A 19,692-nucleotide genomic window follows, 5' to 3' on the forward strand; every position below is an offset into this window, starting at 1 on the left:
AGGAGAGTGGAGGCCCCAAATCAAATATAAAGATATCTTTATATGACGCTTCGGAGATCCGTACCGCTGCGCTAGCCGCCTACGTTCTCCTGCGAACGCAGGAGCCGAGGATCACATAGAACACCGTTCGTTACCCTGGGCTCCTGCGTTCGCAGGAGAACGGCTAGGCCCGGCCCGTCTCCGCCACCAACAACCGCGGATCCACGCCAGCTTGCGCGAACGCATAGGTCCAGCGATCCTCGACCGCGGTATCGAACAGCAGGTCGGTATCCCCGGCCACGTTGAACCACCCCGGCCGCGACAGCTCCCCCTCGAGCTGCCCGCCGTCCCAGCCCGCATAGCCGAGCGCCACCACCCATTGCGAAGGCCCGGCGCCCTCGGCAATCGCGCGCAATACGTCGACCGTGCTCGACAGCTTCCACCGCCCGGCGACATCGACCGAGTCCTGTCCGCCCCAGTCGGACGAATGCACCACGAACCCGCGCCTCGGCTCGACCGGGCCGCCGAAATGCACCGGCGCGTTGGGCGCATCGCCAGGCTCGATCCCGAACTGTTCGAGCAGGTCGTGGAAACCGAGCCCCTCGATCGTCGCGCCGATGCCGATGCCGATCGCGCCACTCTCGTCATGGCTGCACATCGCGATCACCGCGCGTGCAAACCTGGGGTCGCTCATCCCCGGCATGGCGAGCAGGAATTGTCCGGAAAGAAAGGGCGTCTTGTCCATGACGCGGAACATAGCGTCCCGCGCGCACGGTCGCCACGCTTGAAATACTGCGCCCGGCGTCCAAGGTACGGACCGCGCGCGACCAACGCGCGGCACAGGAGATTTCACATGACGATCAGCGTCGGCGACCGGCTTCCCACCACCACCCTCGTCAAGGCCACCGCGGATGGCCCCGACCAGGTCGATACCGACAGCTTCTTCAAGGGCCGCAAGGTCGCGCTGTTCGCGGTCCCCGGCGCGTTCACGCCGACCTGTTCGGCCAAGCACCTTCCCGGTTTCGTCGAGAAGGAAGCCGAACTGAAGGCCAAGGGTATCGACGAGATCGCCTGCGTGTCGGTCAACGACGCGTTCGTGATGGGCGCATGGGGCAAGTCGGCAGGCGCCGGCGACATCACCCTGCTCGCGGACGGCAATGGCGATTTCGCCAAGGCTGTCGGCCTGACCATGGACGGTTCGGGCTACGGCATGGGCACGCGCAGCCAGCGCTATTCGATGATCGTCAACGACGGCGTGGTCGAGCAGTTGAACGTCGAGGCACCGGGTGAGTTCAAGGTCAGCTCCGCCGAGCATCTGCTCAGCGAGATCTGATCGAAGGGGCGGGAGCGATACCCGCCCCTTATACCACCCCGGCGAAGGCCGGGGCCCAATTGGCAAGGCCGAGGTAACTTCGGACCGGCGTCCGTTACATATGTCCCCCAATTGGGCCCCGGCCTCCGCCGGGGTGGTGCATTAACGGCGAGCGCTGACTGTGCCCCCCACCGTGGTCTTGCCACCGTAACCTCGTCCACCTAACACTGCCCGATGACAATCGCATCCGACCTCGTCGCAGACCTCGACCGCCTCTATCGCGCCTCCGTCGAGCGCCTCCAGACCGCGATGAGCGCCTATATCGCCGACGGCACGACGCCAGATCCGGCCAGCCGCACCGACGGCTCGTTCGCTTATCCCGAAATCCGGCTGATCTATAAGGGCGGCGTCGATCGCCCTACCCCGCTGCGCTCGTTCGGCCGCATGGTCACGCCCGGCGAATACAAGATCAGCGTCACCAAACCCGCGATCTTCGCCGAATATCTGATCGAACAGCTCACCCTGCTGATCGAGGATTACGACGTCACGGTCGAAGCGGTCGAGGGTCGCCAGGAAATCCCCTTCCCCTATGTGATCGACCCCGGCCACGCGCTGAGCCTCGACGAGGTCTCCGCCACCGAATTGTCGCGCCACTTCCCCGCCACCGAACTCGCGCACATCGGCGACGAGATTGCCGACGGCCTCTGGATCGCAAACGACGAGACGCGCCCGCTCGCGCTGTTCGACGGCCTGCGCACCGATTTCAGCCTTGCCCGCCTGCGCCATTACATGGGCACGCCCGCCGAGCACGCGCAGCGCTTCGTGCTGTTCACCAACTATCACCGTTACGTTGACGAGTTCGTCCGCTGGGCCGGTACACAGCTTGGTGAAGGCTCGCGCTTCACCAAGCTGTCGGGCGCGGGCGGAATTACGATCTCGTCGGGCGACGACATCGACAAGATCATCTCGGACAGCGCGTGGCGGCGTCACCAGATGCCTGCCTATCATTTGATGGCGGACGACCGCACCGGCATCACGCTCGTCAACATCGGCGTAGGGCCGTCGAACGCCAAGACGATCTGCGATCACCTCGCGGTCCTGCGTCCCGAGGCGTGGCTGATGATCGGCCATTGCGGCGGGCTGCGTCCCAGCCAGCGGATCGGCGACTATGTCCTCGCCCACGCCTATCTGCGCGACGATCATGTCCTCGACGACGTCCTGCCGCCCGAAATTCCGGTGCCGGCGATCGCCGAAGTCCAGGTCGCGATGGCCAAGGCGGCCGAGATCGTTTCCGGCCAGTCGGGCGAAGAACTGAAGCGCCGCCTGCGTACCGGTACGATCGTTACCACCGACGATCGCAACTGGGAGCTGCGGTATTCGAAGTCCGCGCTGCGCTTCTCGCTCAGTCGTGCGGTCGGGATCGACATGGAGTCCGCAACGATCGCCGCGCAGGGCTACCGCTTCCGCGTTCCCTACGGCACATTGCTGTGCGTCTCGGACAAGCCGCTCCACGGCGAACTCAAGCTGCCGGGCCAGGCGAACCGGTTCTACGAGCGCGCGATCAGCGAGCATCTGCGGATCGGCATCGAGACCTGCGAGCAGCTTCGTCTCGAAGGTGCCAAGCTCCACAGCCGCAAGTTGCGCGCGTTCGACGAGCCGCCGTTCCGCTAAGCCAGTAGAGCGCGTGGGTCGGTAAAAAACGGAGCGGACGCGGCGAAAATGCGTTACGCACCGGGAACCATTGCTGAGGGAAAATGACCGTGGCCGACACCGACACGCCCGATACGGAAGCAAAGAAGCCCGTCACCCGCCGCCGCGCCCCGCGCAAGACCAGTGCGCCCAAGGCGGCACCGGCCGCGACGTCGTCCACCAAACCGGTTGCTGCAAAGCCGGCACCCGCGACAAAGCCCGTCGCGGACCAGCCTCTGGCCGCCGCGCCGCCCAAGCCCGCTGCGAAACCTACGCCGAAACCACGCTCGACCAAACGCAGCACGCCTCGCCCGGTCCCGGCGCGCAGCACCGCCACGCCGGTCCCGGTCGCCAAGCCACCGGAGAAGACCCGTGGTAAATGGGGCGCTGCCGCGATCTTCAGCGGTGTCGCGGTCGCTGGCGCCGCAGTCGGCGCGCTCCTCACGCTTCGGGGGAGCACGCCGAAGGCTCCGACACCGCCCAAGCCGAAGGGTGGTCATGCGCATCAGGCAGACGGAACGGACTCGTCGAAGTCGTTCGACGCGGGCATCGCCGATCCCGGGACGGTCCCGGAATAAGCCTCCCCGACCAACGCCACCCCGGCGAAGGCCGGGGCCCAATTGGAACGTCCTGAGTAACGAACCACATCGCTCCGTTAGCGACGTTTCCCAAATGGGCCCCGGCCTTCGCCGGGGTGGTAGAAATTGCCAGCGGCCTTCCTTCAAGACCGTTCCCCCGCGGAGGCGGGGGCCCAGCTAAAGCCACGGGAGCGTTCGTAGCCCTGGGCCCCCGCCTCTGCGGGGGAACTAGGAGGAAGCGTTAGTGGTCAGATGCCCGGCCCCCCCTCACCACCCGGTCGGCTTCCCCTTGTTCTGCACGTCCAGCCATTTCTTCAACGGCGCAAAATACTCGACCAGCGCCGCGCCCGACATCTCCCGGCTCCCGGTGAACACCTGCAACGCATCCGGCCAGGGCTTCGACTGTCCCATGCTCAGCATCGCGTTCAGTTTCGTGCCGACCGCCTTGTTGTCGTAGAACGAACAGCGATGCAGCGGCCCCTTCCAGCCGGACTGGTCGCACGCCGCCTTGTAGAACTGGAACTGCAGCACCCGCGCCAGGAAATACCGGGTGTACGGCACCGCCGCCGGGATGTGGTATTTCGCACCCGCATCGAACTTCGTCTCGTCGCGCGCCACCGGCGGCTTGATGCCCTGATATTGTAGCCGCAACTTGTCCCACGCCGCCTGATAACCGGTCGCCGGGATCTCCCCGGAGAACACGCCCCAGCGCCATTTGTCGATCAGCAACCCGAACGGCAGGAACGCGACCTTGTCCATCGCCTGGCGCAGCAGCAGCCCGATGTCCTTGTCCGCACTCGGCACCTTCGCCTGGTCGAGCAGGCCGATCTTCACCAGGTAATCCGGCGTGATCGACAGCGCGACGGTATCGCCGATCGCCTCGTGGAACCCGTCATTCGCGCCGTTCTTGTAGAGGAACGGCTGCGCCTTGTACGCGCGCTGATAGTAATTGTGGCCGAGCTCGTGGTGGATCGTGACGAAATCGTCGGCGTTCACCTTCGTGCACATCTTGATCCGGATATCGTCCTGATTGTCGAGATCCCAGGCCGATGCGTGGCAGATCACGTCGCGGTCGGCGGGCTTGGTGATCTGCGACCGCTTCCAGAACGTCTCCGGCAGCGGTGCGAAGCCGAGCGACGAATAGAATCCCTCGCCCTGCTTCACCATCTTCAGCGGGTCATAGCCCTTCGCCTTGAGCAGTTCGCCGGTATCGTAGCCGACGTCGCCCGCCCCTTTCGGCGCGACGATGTCGTAGATATTGCCCCATTCCTGCGCCCACATATTGCCGAGCAGGTCGCTGCGGATCGGGCCGGTCTTCGCCTGCACCGCATCGCCGTATTTCTCGTTGAGCTTCCACCGCGTGTAGGTGTGCAGCGCCATGTACAGCGGCTCGACCTCTTTCCAGATCTTGTCGGTCAGCGTCGCGAACTGCTCCGGCGTCATGTCGTAGCCCGAGCGCCACAGCGCGCCGACATCCTTGTAGCCAAGCTCGCGCGCGCCTTCGTTCGAGATCGACGTCATTTTCGCATAGTCGCCGCGCATCGGCGCGCCGACCTTGTCGTTCCAGCTCGTCCACATCTCGGTCAGCTTGGCGGGGTCGCGCACCGAGCCCATCGCCGCCTCGATATCCGACCCGTTGATCGGCTTGCCGTCGAGCGTCCCCATGCCCTTGCCGTAGGACGACGACATCTTGGTGGTGAGCGTCGATAGTTCCTCGGACGCACCCGCGCGCGTCGGTGCCGGCAGCGTCAGCCCACCACGCAACAGGTCGAGCTTGCGCTTCGTATCGAACGACAGCCCCGGCAGCGACGCGTAGCGGGCGGCGCCGAGCGCATATTTGACGCCGAGATCGGTCATCTCCGCGCCCGACTTCGCCGCCAGCGCATCGGTGTCGTCGGTGATGTACGTGGCATTCACCCACGCGACCCGGTTGGCGTCGAGCGAAGCGGCCGCCATCGCCGTCTCGGCCTCGGCGACGAAGGCATCCGCCTGCGCGACGGTCGGCTTGCCGGTCATAGTTGCCGCAACTTGCGCGCCAGCAACGGACGGCACGGCGCACAGCGCGCCGGCCAGAGCAAACATCGAAACGCTGAACCGAACCATCGTTATCCCCTTTGTATGGGGCATTGATTGCGGATGCAGCATGGCGAGGTCAAGCCGCGCCCCCCGTCATCCTGACGAAAGTCAGGATCCAGAGCCAAGACCGTCAGCGCCAGTAACCCTGGATCCTGACTTTCGTCAGGATGACGGGAGGGGTTGGGTGAGGTCGCGAAAACCGCTCAGCGCGCGAGGAAGTCCGCGATCGCCTGGCCGAGTTCGGGCTTCACGACCGCGCTCATATGTCCGCCGGGGGTCTCGACATATTCGCCATGCGGCAGGACCGCCGCGAGGTCGGGTGCAGAACCGTTGTCCTGGTCCTCCCCCCCACACACGACCAACGTCGGCTGCTGGATCGCCTTCACGGACTCCATCGGCGTATCGACGAACGTCTCGAGGATCCCGAGCAGCGCGACCGGATCGCCGCCGGTGGTCTTCAGGAATGCCTCGGCAAGCCATTCCGGCGTGCCCTGCACATGCTGCCCGAGCTTGGTCAGGATGTTGCGGAAATGCCCGGCCCGGCGCGACGTATGCGTCAGCCCCTCCAACCCCATCCCCGAGAAGATCACACGCCGCGGCGTCGCGCCCGTCGCCAGCATCCGCGACGTCGTCCGCGCCCCCAGCGAATACCCGCCAAGATCGTAATCGGTGAGGCCAAGATGCGCGACCAGGGCATGCCCGTCCTGCGTCAGCGCGTCGGCCGGATACGCCTCGAGCCCATGCGGCTTGCCGCTGTCGCCGTGCGCGCGCAGGTCCGGCATGATCACGCGGAACCCCTTCGCGGCGATCTTGGCGGCGTGGCCGTAGCGGATCCAGTTGGTCTTCGCGTCGGAGAAATAGCCGTGGATCAGGACGACGGCTCGACCTTCGCCGACCTCATGCCAGGCCAGCCGCGTGCCGTCGAAGCTGTCGAAATAGCGTGTCTCGCTCGGGGTGATGGCCACGGTGTCGTCCTGCAATGGGTTCGCCGCCAGTTCGGAGCGCGGGCGCCGTCTGTCAACGGTCGGCAAACGAAAACGGGCGACCCGCAGGCCGCCCGTTTCGTCCGTCATACCCTCAAGATCGGAGCTGATCCGATCCGGCCCGACGCACCCGGGCAGCGGTCGATCCGGCTCACGCCTTCTGCAAATGCCGACGGCCGAGAAGTTCGGCGATCTGCACAGCGTTCAGCGCCGCACCCTTGCGCAGGTTGTCGCTGACGCACCACAGGTTGATGCCGTTCTCGACGGTCGGATCCTCGCGCACGCGGCTGATATACGTCGCGAAATCGCCGACGCACTCGATCGGCGTGATGTACCCCCCGTCCTCGCGCTTATCGACCAGCATGACGCCGGGCGCCTCGCGCAGGATGTTCTGCGCTTCCTCGGCCGAGATCTCGTTCTCGAACTCGATGTTGATCGCTTCCGAATGGCCGACGAACACCGGCACGCGCACGCAGGTCGCGGTGACCTTGATCTTGCGGTCGAGGATCTTCTTGGTCTCGACGACCATCTTCCACTCTTCCTTGGTCGAACCGTCGTCGAGGAAGCTGTCGATGTGCGGGATCACGTTGAAGGCGATCTGCTTGGTGAACAGCTTGGGCTCCGCCGGGTCGCCGACGAAGATGTTGCGGCTCTGCTCGAACAGCTCGTCCATGCCGGCCTTGCCCGCGCCGGACACCGACTGATAGGTCGAGACGACCACGCGCAGGATCTTCGCCGCATCGTGCAGCGGCTTCAGCGCGACGACCATCTGCGCGGTCGAGCAGTTCGGGTTGGCGATGATGTTGCGGACCTTGTAACCGTCGATCGCCTCGGGGTTCACCTCGGGCACGATCAGCGGCACGTCGGGGTCCATGCGGTAGAGCGACGAATTGTCGATCACGACGCAGCCGGCAGCCGCGGCGATCGGCGCGTAGACCGCGGTGCCTTCGGAGCCGATCGCGAACAGCGCCATGTCCCAGCCGTTCCAGTCGAAATGCTCGATGTTCGTGCATTTGATCTGCTTGCCGGTATCGCCGTAATCGACCATCAACCCCTGGCTGCGCGACGACGCGACGCAGGCGATCTCGTCGGCCGGAAACTCGCGCTCCGCCAGGATATTGAGCATCTCGCGCCCGACATTGCCGGTCGCCCCTGCGACCACCACCCGATAACCCATGTTGTCACTCCGATTGGACTTGGGCGGGCAGTACCGACGTTGCGCTGCGAGGTCCAACGGCTTTCGACTTGTTGCGCGGATAGGCGGAGTTTTGGCAGGCGGGGAAGCGCCTTATAATTGATATGTGATCTGCCCGCCTTGTTCTCCAGCAAAGGCGGGCTCGCATAGCGATACCGTGCCCAAACCTAGTCATCATTAAATTTTTTGTTTCACAAGTCCCCGTCGCTGGCTAGCTGGTTTACCGATCGTAAATCAGCCTTCCCCCGAAGCTTAAACTCCGCCAAGGTTTTAACCCTTCGAAACACACTCAGCAGTATCTTGAGAGACTTTAAAGGATCCTTCGTTCGTTCATGAAGAAATTGAGCCGTTCCGATATCGAGCATGGTGGCCATAGTTTCGCTCATTTCCTTGACCAGATAAAATTCCTCACGACTTAATTCTAGCTGCTTACGACCCACTTCAATTCGTAGAAGTTTTCTTTTCTGCAGATCGATGTGGATGCTGTTGTAAACCTTGTTGCACACGCCGATAGATGCAGCGACGCTACTTACAACAGAGCCTATGTGGACGGCCAAAGGGAGGCTGAGGTAGAGTTCAATCAGCCCGGGTGACGCGTATTGAATACGAGTTACGGTGGGTCGCCGCTGGATAGGTGTAGCAAATTTTAACTGATTATAGAAACTGACGGCACTATAGCCGCCTCGCCAAGGGAACGCCTCGAATGCACGAGTTAGCCGTTCTTCAACCTCGACTGTCTCCGAGGGACTGATCGCTTCGAACGCAAAATATACCTGTTCGTAAGCGCGCGGGAATCGGTATAAATCTTCTAACGTCCATCGTCCGTCGATTGGAATTTTATACCGGTCATATTGATCTGCCACATGCAACCCCTTCAACGCTTATGGCGACCGTCTAATTATGCGTCTTCGCCTGCCACGTTGCATGCTCCACTTTGTGCACCTTCGCCAGATGTTCGGCAATCGCATCCAGTTCCTCGGCCGACACGTTCGTCGCGACGAGCGTGGCGGTAATCTCGACCCGGTCCTCGCCCCGCTCGGTCACGTCCAGTTCCGCCACCATCAACTGCGCTGCCTCAAGATGCTCGACCACCAGATCGCCGATCGGCCCGGCATCCGCCGCCGCCGCCGTCACCATCACGCTATAGGTGGCCTCGATCGTCCGCCCCTCGGTGGGTATCCGGTTGATCCCGTCGACCAGCGGCCGCAGCGCGGTGTTCGCCAGCAGGATGACGAACGTCAGCAACGCCGCCTCGGCGATCATGTCGCTCCCCGCACACGCCCCGACCGCCGCCGAGCACCACAGGGTCGCCGCGGTGTTCAGGCCGCGGACGTTCATGCCCTCCTTCATGATCACGCCGGCGCCGAGGAAGCCGATCCCCGACACGACATAGGCGATGATCCGGATCGACTCGACGTCCCCGCCCAGCCGCTGCCCGAGGTCGACAAACGCCGCCGACCCGAGCGCGACCAGCGTGTTCGTGCGCAGCCCGGCGGTCCGCTGGCGATACTGCCGCTCGGCCCCGATCAACGTCCCGAACACGAACGCGGCGATGTAGCTCACCAGCGTGTCGAGGAACGGCCACAGGTGGAAGGTCTCGACGAACCGCACCGGGGTTTACTTCGCTGGTGCCGGTACCGCCGCCGGTGCGCCCTCGGCTACCGGCTTATCCTTCACCGTGCGGTCGAGGAAGTTCAGGATCGTCCCCCAAACGTGCTCGCTGATCCCCGGCCCCGATACCCTGTGCGTATAGCCGGGGTATAACATCATTTCGAACGGCGTCGCCGTCGCCTGCATCCGTGCGGCGACCTTGGTCGAATTGTCGAGGAACACGTTGTCGTCGGCCATGCCGTGGATCAGCAGCAGCGGATCGACGATGCGATTGGCATCCTCGACCGCCGCCGACGTCGCATAGCTCGCCGGGTCCTTCGCCGGATCGCCCAGATAGCGCTCGGTATAATGCGTGTCGTACAGCTGCCAGTCGGTCACCGGCGCACCCGACACCGCGGCGGCATACACCCCCGGAGTCTTCTCCAGCATCTTCAGCGACATATAGCCGCCATAGGACCAGCCATAGGTCGCGATCTTGCTCGGCTCGACGAACGGCAGCGACTTCAGATACTCGGCGCCGGTCAGCTGGTCCTCGACCTCGACCGTCCCCATCGCGTGATAGATCTGGTCCTCGAATGCCTTGCCGCGATTGTACGAGCCACGATTGTCGATCTTGAAGTAGATGTAGCCGCGATCGACCAGATATTGCGGCAACGCCCCCTGCCAGCCGCGCGTCACGACTTGGCCAGTGCCGGGTCCACCGTAATGTTCGAAGAACACCGGGTATTTCTTGCCCGGCTCCAGCGGCGGCGTGATCATCTCGTAATACAGCGTCGTGCCGTTCTTGGCCTTCAGCGTGCCGAACTTGGTCTCCTGATGGCTCGCGAGATACGGGTAATAGGGATGCCCCTCGACCACCGCATTCTCGTTGATCCACGACAACCGCTTGCCGGTCGCATCCGCCAGATAGACCTGCGTCGGCTGCTTCGGGTTCGAGCGCGAGATGATGAACCGGCTCGCCGCCGCGTCCATCGTCGCGCTGTTCCACCAACCGGCTTCGGTCAGCTTGGTGATCGCGTTCGGCTTTGCGACGTCGACCGAATACAGCTGCTGCTCGAGCACGTCGTCCTTGTTGCCGAGGAAGAACAAGCGAGGCCCCGTCGAATCCTTGGGCGCTTCATCGACGCCGACGAGATCGGTGACCACCCAATTGCCCTTGGTCAGTTGCGTCCATTTGCCCGACGCGAACCGGTAGAGATGACCATAGCCGTTCCGCTCCGACCGCCAGATCAGGCTGCCGTCCTTCAGCACCCGGTACGCGTTGGACAGATTGAGCCAGCTCTTCACGCCCGACTTCTCGGTGAACAGCACGGTCGACTTGCCGGTCGCCGGATCAACGCGGAGCATCTCCAGCAATTTCTGGTCGCGGCTCTGGCGCTGGACCAGCAGCATCCGGCCGTCTGGCGTCCAGTCGACCCGCGCGAGATAGATGTCGGGATTGACGCCGAGCTCGACCTTCACCTGGCCCGAGCCGTCGGGCTTCATGATGTAGAGCGCGACCAGCACGTTGGGCGTGCCAGCCGCGGGATAGCGCTGTTCGTAGACCTTGGTCCCGGTCGCGCCGATCGATGCCCGCGTGGCGACCTGGACCGGCGCCTCGTCGAACCGCTCGACCGCGACATGCTGCTCGTCAGGCGACCACCAATAGCCGGTGTCGCGGTCCATTTCCTCCTGCGCCACGAATTCCGCCTCGCCGAAATGGACGGTGCCGCCACCACCGGTCGTGACGGCGCGCGCGGCGCCACCGTCCAGCGGCTGGACGAAGAGGTTCTGGTCGCGGACGAACGACACGAAGCCGCCCTTGGGGCTGACCACCGGGTTCAGTTCGCCACCCGGCGTGTTGGTCAGCCGGGTGACCTTGCCGTCGAGCCCGGCGAGATACAGGTCGCCGTCGAGGGGCACGAGGATCGACTTGCCGTCGGGTGCCCAGTCATAGGCGACGATACCCTTCTGGCCGCCGATCCGCGCCCGCTCGCGCTGCATCTTCTCGGCTTCGGTCAGCTCGGCGCCGCTGCCGACCTTCTTCGAATCCACCAGCATCCGCGCCGCTCCGGTCGCGGTATCGACCGCCCAAAGGTCGAAGCGCTCCTTCTCGTCGTCGCGATTACGGAGCGACGTCAGCAAGGTGCCGTCAGGCGACAGCCGTACCGCGCGCGGCTGCGACCCGGACAGGTCCGGATTGCCGAACACGCGCGCCATCGTCAGGTCGCCGGGCTTTGCGGCTTCGACGGGCCGTACCGGCGCGGGCGCAGGCGCAACCGGCGCGGCCGGCGGCGTGACCTGATCAGCGGCCATCGCGGCGGTTCCGACCGAAGCAAGTGCAAGCCCGAGCAACCATGTGCGCATCCTGTAGACTCCGTGGGATCAGGCAGCCGATCCTCGGCGCCGGGGCGCGTTATCGCGACGGCATGTCACGGCGTAAAGGCCGGATCGCATGCCGCCCGCAATTGCCGGAACGCTGGGGGCGAAGCGACCAACCGGAAACGCGGCATACGATAATTAATTTGCCGTAAACCATGTTCCTACGCGCTTCGTACAGGCGCCGCGGTGCAAGGGAACGCCGTGGCGCATACGGAGCGCCCGACGTTTTACAAGCCGGAGCACGATGGTTTCCCATGCGGCACTAAAGATCGGGTCGTCGAACGCATGGGACGCGCTTGCCCGTCTGGGCGACGCCGACGGCAGCGCCGCGCACCCGCACATGCGCCGCCTCGTATCCGGCATGCCGGTACAGCGCACGCTGTCCGATGCGGTGCACGCGCTCTGCGCCATCCACGGCGACCATCCGGGCATGATCGCCGACATTCTGACACAGGCTGTGCAACCCCCGGCAACGGACTGGCTTACCGCTGCCGCTGCGGGGTTTGCCGAAGAACGCGCGTATCTCGCGCGACTGACCGCAGCCGTCGGGCCGCTGCCGTCGACACCCGGCCAGGCCTTGACCGAAACGGCGCTGGTCGGTGAACGCCACGCGCTGGAGATGCTGGCCCGGTCCGAACGCCGCGGCTGCGCGACCGGGGCCGCGGCGGCGCTGGTCTACGACTGGACGGCGATCCGCCGTGTCCTCGACACCGCCGCCGAACGCTTCTCGGTCGCCATACCCGCTACCAGCTTTCCGCCTGAGCCGACGACGGCCGCGGCGATCGCCGAACTGGGCCAGGCCCCCGGTTGCGACCGTGCGATCCTGTTCGGCGCGCAACAGCTGTTCGCGCAGCATCGCGGTCTGTGGGCACTGCTCGAAGCCCGTGCGAGTGCCCGCGGCGACCTGTAACCCGCTTGCGTCGACCGCCCGACACCCTCTATCCATACCCGGTATTCAGAAAAACGGGACGGGATATCGCATGAAGCGCTTCGAGGGCACCCAGAGCTACGTCGCGACCGACGATCTTAAGGTCGCGGTCAACGCCGCCGTCACGCTGCGCCGTCCGCTGCTGATCAAGGGCGAGCCCGGCACCGGCAAGACCGTGCTCGCCTACGAGATCGCTAAAGCCCTCGGTGCGCCGCTGATCGAGTGGAACATTAAGTCGACCACCAAGGCGCAGCAGGGCCTGTACGAATACGACGCGGTCGCCCGCCTGCGCGACGGCCAGCTCGGCGACGCACGCGTCCACGACATCGGCAACTATATCCGCAAGGGTAAATTGTGGGAGGCGTTCACCCAGCCCGCCCCGCCCGTCCTGCTGATCGACGAGATCGACAAGGCCGATATCGAGTTTCCCAACGACCTGTTGCAGGAACTCGATAGGATGGAATTCCACGTCTACGAGACCAAGGAAACCGTCCGCGCGGTCGAGCGCCCGATCGTCATCATCACCAGCAACAACGAGAAGGAACTGCCCGACGCGTTCCTGCGCCGCTGTTTCTTCCACTACATCAAGTTCCCCGACCGCCAGACCATGCAGGCGATCGTCGACGTCCACTTCCCCGGTATCCAGAAGATCCTCGTGTCGAAGGCGATGGACCTGTTCTACGACGTCCGCGACGTGCCGGGCCTGAAGAAGAAGCCCTCGACGTCAGAGCTGCTCGACTGGCTCAAGCTGCTGCTGCACGAGGACATGCCGCTCGACGTGTTGCAGAACCGCGATCCGACCAAGGCGATCCCGCCGCTCCACGGCGCGCTGCTGAAGAACGAGCAGGACGTCATGCTGTTCGAACGCCTAGCCTTCATGGCAAAACGGCAAAAGAATAGCGTCTGATCCCAACAGGATCGCAGCACCGGTCGGCAACGAAAGCGTAGCCGACCGGCGCATTACTCGAGTCCAGAGCCTGGATAGCGCCGACCCGACCGAAAATCACGGCGGACCCCGCCATTAACCACAGCCGGCAACCGACCAGTCACGCGATGGTCGGTAGGTCGGTAGCATGAAGCGACTCACCCGAACGCTCTTCGCAATCGCCACCGCCGCGTTCGCCGCCGTCGGCGCACAGGCATCGCTGCTCGACTATGTCGGCCAGTGCGTGCCCTTCGCGCGGGCCGCGTCCGGCATCCAGATCTACGGCAACGCCTGGACCTGGTGGGAGCAGGCCGACGGCAAGTACGAGCGGACGCACAAGCCCAAGGAAGGCGCGGTCATCGTCTTCGCCAAGACCGCGCGCCTGCCGATGGGCCATGTCGCGGTCGTCAGCCGGGTCGTCGAGAAGCGCGTCGTCATGCTCACCCACGCCAACTGGTCGCGCCAGAACGGCGAGCGCGGCCATGCCGAACAGGACGTCACGCTGTTCGACGTCTCGCGCAACAACGACTGGAGCGACGTGAAGGTCTGGTACAAGGACGTCGACGGCCTCGGCGGCGGGATCTACCCGGTATACGGCTTCATCTACGGCCACGCGCATGCCGCGGCGGGACTCACCAGCCGCAACCCCGATTACGTCGGCGCACTGATCGACGCCTACGTCCCCGTAAGCGGCAAGCCGATCGCGCGGTAAACCCGCACACTCACTCCCACTCCGTCATCCTGGCCACCGCCGTCATCCTGACCACCACCGTCATCCTGACGAAAGTCAGGATCCAGAGCCATAGAGTGCGCCGCCCGTAACCCTGGATCCCGACTTTCGTCAGGATGACGGCGGGAACGGATTGCCGCTACCCTCCAAACCGTGCCACCACCGTCCCGCGAAACACGGCGAGGATAACGATGCGGTTCAAGGCTCTCACGACCATCACGCTGGCCCTGCTCACCACGTCCGCACTTGCGCAGAAGGAAAAGGCGCCCCAGCCCGGCGGCGACATTCCCGCCAAGTTCTCCCCCGCCAACGCCAGCTTCGACTTCGACCGCCGCGAGGTCGACATCCCGATGCGCGACGGCGTCACGCTCCACGCCGTCATCGTCCAGCGCAAGGGCCTCACCGACGCGCCGATCCTGCTCCAGCGCACCCCCTACAATGCCGAGAGCGCCGCCAGCCGATCCTCCAGCTCCAGCGGCGCGATGAACCTGCGCGCGTCCGACGCGATGTTCTTCGACGCCGGCTATATCCGTGTGTTCGAGGACGTCCGCGGCAAGAACGGCTCGAACGGCGCCTATATCAACGAACGTCCGCTGATCGGCCCGCTCAACAAGACCAAGGTCGATCACTCCACCGACGCCTACGACACGATCGACTGGCTGGTGAAGAACCTCAAGAACAGCAACGGGCGCGTCGGCATCATCGGTGGCAGCTACGACGGCATGATGGCCGCGATGGCGCTGGTGAACCCGCATCCCGCGCTGAAGGCCGCGGTGCCGATGAACCCGGTCATCAACACCTGGAAGGGCGACGACGATTTCCACGGCGGCGCCTTTCGCCAGATCGGCTACGATTATTACTACACGCAGGACGCGGCGAAGGGCGAGGCCGGCGACCTGTGGCGCGACGCGTACGACGATTACGACACGTTCCTGCGCGCCGGTTCCGCCAGCGCGTTCGTGAAGAGCCGCGGGCTCGAACAGCTCCCGTTCGTCAACCGCCTCCACGACCACCCGAGCTACGACGCGTTCTGGCAGGGTCAGGCGCTGGAGACGATCCTCCCGAAGCAACCGCAGACGGTGCAGACGCTCTGGGTCGCCAGCCAATGGGACCAGGAGGACATCTACGGCGCAGTCGCGGCCTACGAGGCGGTGTCGAAGGTCGACCCCAACCACGTCAACCACCTCGCGCTCGGCCCCTGGGCGCATGGCGGCGCGAACGGCGACGGCTCGACCCTCGGCGCGATCCGCTTCGACGCCGACACCGCGCTCTGGTTCCGCAAGAACGTCCTGCTCCCGTTCCTCGACGGCGCGCTTAAGACCGGCGCGACACCGCCCGCGCTCGCCCCCGTCACCGCGTTCCAGACCGGCACGAACCAGTGGCAGACGCTTGCCGGCTGGCCGAACTCGACCGCCACGCAGAAACTCTACTTCCAGCCCGCCAACGGCCTCGGCGCCACCGCCCCGGCGAGCGACGGCCACGACGACTATATCTCCGATCCCGCCAAGCCGATCCCCTATCGCCTTCGCCCGATCCGCCCGACCTACGCGACCGGCTCGACGTGGCGGCAATGGCTGGTCGACGACCAGCGCCCCTTTTCCGATCGCACCGACGTCCTGACCTACCAGACGCCGCCGCTCACCAGCCCGGTCGCGATCGCCGGCGCGCCGGTTGCCGACCTGATCGCCAGCACCACCGGCACCGACGGCGATTTCGTGGTGAAGCTGATCGACGTCTACCCCGCCGAATATTCCGACAAGCCCGAGATGGGCGGCTACCAATTGGCGGTATCGATGGACATCCTGCGCGGCCGCTACCGCGATGGCTTCGACAAGCCCACGCCGATCGTCGCCGGCCAGCCCACGCATTTCCGCGTCGTCCTGCCCAACGCGAGCCACGTCTTCCTCCCCGGCCACCGCATCATGGTGCAGGTCCAGTCGAGCTGGTTCCCGCTCTACGACCGCAACCCGCAGACCTACGTCCCCAACATCTTCGACGCGAAGCCCGCCGACTACCGCAAGGCCACGATCAGCGTCTTCCACTCGGCCGCGCGACCCAGCGCGATCGAACTGCCGATCGCCCGCTAAGACCCATGTCACCAACCCAAACCACTCCGTCACCCCGGACTTGTTCCGGGGTCCACCGTGCCGCAAGCTCACGACTATCAAGCGCGCGGAACCGTGGATGCCGGAACGAGGCTCTCCTGAGCGTAGCCGAAGGGCCCGGCATGACAGTGGCTTCGGAGTAACCCCATGTTCCTGAACTTCCTCGACGAACTCCGCAGCGCCGGCATCCCCGCCAGCCTGAAAGAGCACCTCATTCTGCTCGAAGCACTCGACGCCGAGGTGATCGAGCGGACGCCGGAGGATTTCTACTACCTCTCCCGCGCGGTGTACGTGAAGGACGAGGGGCTGCTCGACAAGTTCGACCAGGTCTTCGCCAAGGTCTTCCGCGGCCTCGCCACCAGCTACGGAACACCTGAAGGCGAAGTCCCCGAGGACTGGCTCAAGGCCGTCGCGGAGAAATTCCTGACCCCCGAGGAGATGGCGGCGATCAAGTCGCTCGGCTCGTGGGACGAGATCATGGAGACGCTCAAGAAACGTCTCGAAGAGCAGAAGGAACGCCATCAGGGTGGCAACAAATGGGTCGGCACCGGCGGCACGAGCCCGTATGGTAACGGCGGCTACAACCCCGAAGGCGTCCGCATCGGCGGCGAGAGCACGCACAAGCGCGCACTGAAGGTCTGGGACCAGCGCGAGTTCCGCAACCTCGACAACACCAAGGAGCTCGGCACCCGCAACATCAAGGTGGCACTCCGCCGCCTGCGTCGCTTCGCTCGCGACGGCGCCGCCGACGAACTCGACATCGACGGCACGATCGCCGGCACCGCGCGGCAAGGCTATCTCGACATCGTCATGCGCGCCGAGCGCCGCAATGCGGTGAAGCTGCTGCTGTTCCTCGACGTCGGCGGCTCGATGGACCCGTTCGTCAAGCTCTGCGAGGAGCTGTTCTCGGCCGCGACGACCGAGTTCAAGAACCTCGAATTCTTCTACTTCCACAATTGCCCGTACGAAGGCGTCTGGAAGGACAACACGCGGCGCTTTGCCGAGCGCACCCCGATGTGGGACGTGCTCCACAAATACGGCCACGACTACAAGCTGATCTTCGTCGGCGACGCGTCGATGAGCCCATACGAGATCACCCACCCCGGCGGCTCGGTCGAGCATTTCAACGAGGAGCCTGGCGCGGTCTGGATGCAGCGGCTGACGAATACTTACCCGGCGGCGGCGTGGCTGAACCCGGTGCCCGAGGCGCAATGGGGATACTCGCAGTCGGTGCGGATCATCCGCGAACTGATGACCGACCGGATGTACCCGCTGAGCCTCGCCGGGCTCGACGACGCGATGCGGGAACTGACCCGGAAACGGTAGGCGCGTGGATCTGTAACGGAACCGTCACGGACACGATCGGTTTATCGCGCATCATCCCTTACCAAAGGACAAGCCCTATGTCGTCGATCCCCAACTCCGCCATGCCGCACGCCAAGGTCCATCACGACGACGACCACAAGCCCAAGCCCGACAAGAAGACGTCGGCGACGAGCGACTGGGTCGAGGACGCGACCGACGCGGCCAAGGCCGGGCTGGCAACCGCGACCGACGCCGTGAAGTCGCACCCGAAGACCGCGATCGCGGTCGGTGCGACGGTGATCGCAGGCATCGCCGCAGCGATCGCAGCACCCGCGCTGCGCGCGAAGGATGCGTCCGAGCCGAAGACGCCAGCAAAGCCCGAGCCGAAGAAGCCGGCCAAGGCGAAGAAGTCGCACTGATACGAGCCACGGCGAAGCTTCCCGCCCCAACCTCCTGTTCCACCCCGGCGAAGGCCGGGGCCCAGTTGGAAAGGTCGGAGTGGTGAAGCGCAGCCTAAGTTGGCAACTCCTCTCAACTGAGCTCCGGCCACCGCCGGGATGGTAGAACTTGAGCGTTGGCGTGTGATAGGGTGCGAAGCGGGTGGCAGCGACGCAAACCGCCCAACCGCACTCTTGTTCTCCCGCGAAGGCGGGAGCCCAGTCTGGGCTCCCGCCTTCGCGGGAGAACACGCTTTCGTAGGCGTTAACAGCGTCAGCCCGTCCCCCTCATACCCGGTCCACAACCCCACCAACCATCGCTACCGGAACCCCAGTCGTCCCCGGAAAACTAATCGCCAACCCCTTCAGCGTCCGCACCGCCATATACGCGAACCCCTCGGCCTCCAGCGCATCGCCGTTCCACCCAAGCACATCGGTAGGCTCTACCACCAACCCGGTCCGCTCGGCGATCATCGCCAGCATCGTCGGATTATGCCGACCACCCCCCGCCACTAGCAACCGCACCGGTCGAGCCGGCAAATGCCGCAAAGCCTCCGCCACGGTCGCCGCCGTGAACGCGGTCAAAGTTGCCGCGCCGTCCGCAGCCGAAAGCCCCCGAGCCGGCTGGATCGTAAAATCGTTCCGATCGAGCGACTTGGGCGGAGCCGCATCGAAAAACGGATGATCGAGCATCGCCATCAGCACGGTTTCGTCCACGCGACCAGACGCCGCCAACGCCCCCCCGGCATCATACCGGGCGCCGGTCTCCGCTTCGACCCAACTATCGATCAATCCATTCGCCGGCCCGGTATCGAACGCCACCAGACCACCGCGATCGGACATCCGCTCCGGCGACATCTCGCGCGAATCATGCATGTCCCGCCCGCCCGGAATGAAAGTGATGTTCCCCACCCCACCAAGGTTCAACACCGCGACCGGCCCCTCGAGACCCGCCGCCAACGCCGCATGATACACCGGCAGCAACGGCGCCCCCTGCCCACCAGCCGCCACATCGGCCGAGCGAAAATCCGACACCGTCGTGATCCCGGTCGCCCGCGCGACCGCCGCCCCGTCGCCGATCTGCCACGTCCAGCGCCGATCCGGCCGATGCGCGATCGTCTGGCCGTGAAAGCCGATCACGTCGACATCCGCCGCCGCGACGCCCGCATCCGCCAGCAACTTGTGCACTGCAAACACATGCGCGCGCGTGATCAGCTCGCCCGCAGCAACCACCGGCGGGCTCGCGCGCGGCTTGTCGAACGTCAGCGCCATCCGCGTGGCTTCCGCCAACTGCGCCCGTGCCGCATCCGAATACGGCTCGCCGCGAAACGCGATCGGCCGCACGAACGCCTCGCCGTCAGTCTCGATCAACGCGGCATCGATCCCGTCGAGCGACGTACCCGACATCAGTCCAATCGCCAGCATATCGGTTCCTTTCCGCGCAATCGTGCCACCCATGCCGGATGCATTTTCCACCG

17 protein-coding genes are annotated in these 19,692 nt (G+C 64.9%); 9 read left to right on the forward strand and 8 right to left on the reverse strand.

Annotated features, from left to right (window positions below):
• Positions 1 to 163: 163 nt before the first annotated feature.
• Positions 164 to 724, reverse strand: a complete 561-nt coding sequence (locus U1707_RS01985) for a YqgE/AlgH family protein (protein WP_332799030.1) — start codon at positions 722 to 724, stop codon at positions 164 to 166.
• Positions 725 to 832: 108 nt separating this feature from the next.
• On the opposite strand from U1707_RS01985, the gene U1707_RS01990 reads away from it, so the two are divergent.
• From U1707_RS01990 to U1707_RS02000, 3 genes are all read left to right on the forward strand, one after another.
• Positions 833 to 1,312 (forward strand): peroxiredoxin, encoded by a 480-nt coding sequence (locus tag U1707_RS01990; protein ID WP_332798469.1) that lies wholly within the window; start codon positions 833 to 835, stop codon positions 1,310 to 1,312.
• 213 nt (positions 1,313 to 1,525) lie between these two features.
• Positions 1,526 to 2,962 carry an AMP nucleosidase gene (locus U1707_RS01995; protein ID WP_332798470.1) on the forward strand — a complete coding sequence of 479 codons (1,437 nt, stop codon included), beginning with the start codon at positions 1,526 to 1,528 and terminating at the stop codon, positions 2,960 to 2,962.
• Between the two features lie 89 nt (positions 2,963 to 3,051).
• Positions 3,052 to 3,558 (forward strand): hypothetical protein, encoded by a 507-nt coding sequence (locus U1707_RS02000; protein ID WP_332798471.1) that lies wholly within the window; start codon positions 3,052 to 3,054, stop codon positions 3,556 to 3,558.
• Between the two features lie 267 nt (positions 3,559 to 3,825).
• Here U1707_RS02000 and U1707_RS02005 read toward each other — a convergent pair whose 3' ends face one another.
• From U1707_RS02005 to U1707_RS02030, 6 genes are all read right to left on the reverse strand, one after another.
• Complete coding sequence (locus U1707_RS02005) at positions 3,826 to 5,661, reverse strand: M2 family metallopeptidase (protein ID WP_332798472.1); 1,836 nt, start codon at positions 5,659 to 5,661, stop codon at positions 3,826 to 3,828.
• A gap of 176 nt (positions 5,662 to 5,837) precedes the next feature.
• Positions 5,838 to 6,599, reverse strand: a complete 762-nt coding sequence (locus U1707_RS02010; RefSeq protein WP_332798473.1) for an alpha/beta fold hydrolase — start codon at positions 6,597 to 6,599, stop codon at positions 5,838 to 5,840.
• A gap of 169 nt (positions 6,600 to 6,768) precedes the next feature.
• Positions 6,769 to 7,794 carry an aspartate-semialdehyde dehydrogenase gene (locus tag U1707_RS02015; protein WP_332798474.1) on the reverse strand — a complete coding sequence of 342 codons (1,026 nt, stop codon included), beginning with the start codon at positions 7,792 to 7,794 and terminating at the stop codon, positions 6,769 to 6,771.
• Between the two features lie 209 nt (positions 7,795 to 8,003).
• Positions 8,004 to 8,675, reverse strand: a complete 672-nt coding sequence (locus U1707_RS02020) for a hypothetical protein (RefSeq protein ID WP_332798475.1) — start codon at positions 8,673 to 8,675, stop codon at positions 8,004 to 8,006.
• Between the two features lie 31 nt (positions 8,676 to 8,706).
• Positions 8,707 to 9,423, reverse strand: coding sequence for an MgtC/SapB family protein (locus U1707_RS02025; protein ID WP_332798476.1), 717 nt, complete (start codon positions 9,421 to 9,423; stop codon positions 8,707 to 8,709).
• A 6-nt stretch (positions 9,424 to 9,429) separates the two neighbouring features.
• Complete coding sequence (locus U1707_RS02030; protein ID WP_332798477.1) at positions 9,430 to 11,769, reverse strand: S9 family peptidase; 2,340 nt, start codon at positions 11,767 to 11,769, stop codon at positions 9,430 to 9,432.
• Positions 11,770 to 12,028: 259 nt separating this feature from the next.
• Here U1707_RS02030 and U1707_RS02035 point away from each other — a divergent pair, with 259 nt between their 5' ends.
• The 6 genes from U1707_RS02035 (at position 12,029) to U1707_RS02060 (ending at position 18,196) form a co-directional block, all read left to right on the forward strand.
• Complete coding sequence (locus U1707_RS02035; protein WP_332798478.1) at positions 12,029 to 12,694, forward strand: DUF6975 family protein; 666 nt, start codon at positions 12,029 to 12,031, stop codon at positions 12,692 to 12,694.
• 70 nt (positions 12,695 to 12,764) lie between these two features.
• Positions 12,765 to 13,619 (forward strand): AAA family ATPase, encoded by an 855-nt coding sequence (locus U1707_RS02040; protein ID WP_332798479.1) that lies wholly within the window; start codon positions 12,765 to 12,767, stop codon positions 13,617 to 13,619.
• A gap of 166 nt (positions 13,620 to 13,785) precedes the next feature.
• Positions 13,786 to 14,349: a CHAP domain-containing protein gene (locus tag U1707_RS02045; protein WP_332798480.1), complete on the forward strand. Its 564-nt coding sequence runs from the start codon at positions 13,786 to 13,788 to the stop codon at positions 14,347 to 14,349.
• 209 nt (positions 14,350 to 14,558) lie between these two features.
• The gene (locus tag U1707_RS02050) at positions 14,559 to 16,454 is read left to right on the forward strand and encodes a CocE/NonD family hydrolase (protein ID WP_332798481.1); all 1,896 of its coding nucleotides are present in this window, start codon (positions 14,559 to 14,561) and stop codon (positions 16,452 to 16,454) included.
• A 165-nt stretch (positions 16,455 to 16,619) separates the two neighbouring features.
• Positions 16,620 to 17,798: a vWA domain-containing protein gene (locus U1707_RS02055; protein ID WP_332798482.1), complete on the forward strand. Its 1,179-nt coding sequence runs from the start codon at positions 16,620 to 16,622 to the stop codon at positions 17,796 to 17,798.
• A gap of 77 nt (positions 17,799 to 17,875) precedes the next feature.
• A complete protein-coding gene (locus U1707_RS02060; protein WP_332798483.1) occupies positions 17,876 to 18,196 on the forward strand; it encodes a hypothetical protein in 321 nt (106 codons plus the stop codon).
• A 306-nt stretch (positions 18,197 to 18,502) separates the two neighbouring features.
• On the opposite strand, the gene U1707_RS02065 is transcribed toward U1707_RS02060, so the two are convergent.
• Positions 18,503 to 19,639 carry an anhydro-N-acetylmuramic acid kinase gene (locus U1707_RS02065; RefSeq protein ID WP_332798484.1) on the reverse strand — a complete coding sequence of 379 codons (1,137 nt, stop codon included), beginning with the start codon at positions 19,637 to 19,639 and terminating at the stop codon, positions 18,503 to 18,505.
• Positions 19,640 to 19,692 lie beyond the last annotated feature (53 nt).

This window comes from Sphingomonas sandaracina (assembly GCF_036663695.1).
GTDB lineage: Bacteria > Pseudomonadota > Alphaproteobacteria > Sphingomonadales > Sphingomonadaceae > Sphingomonas.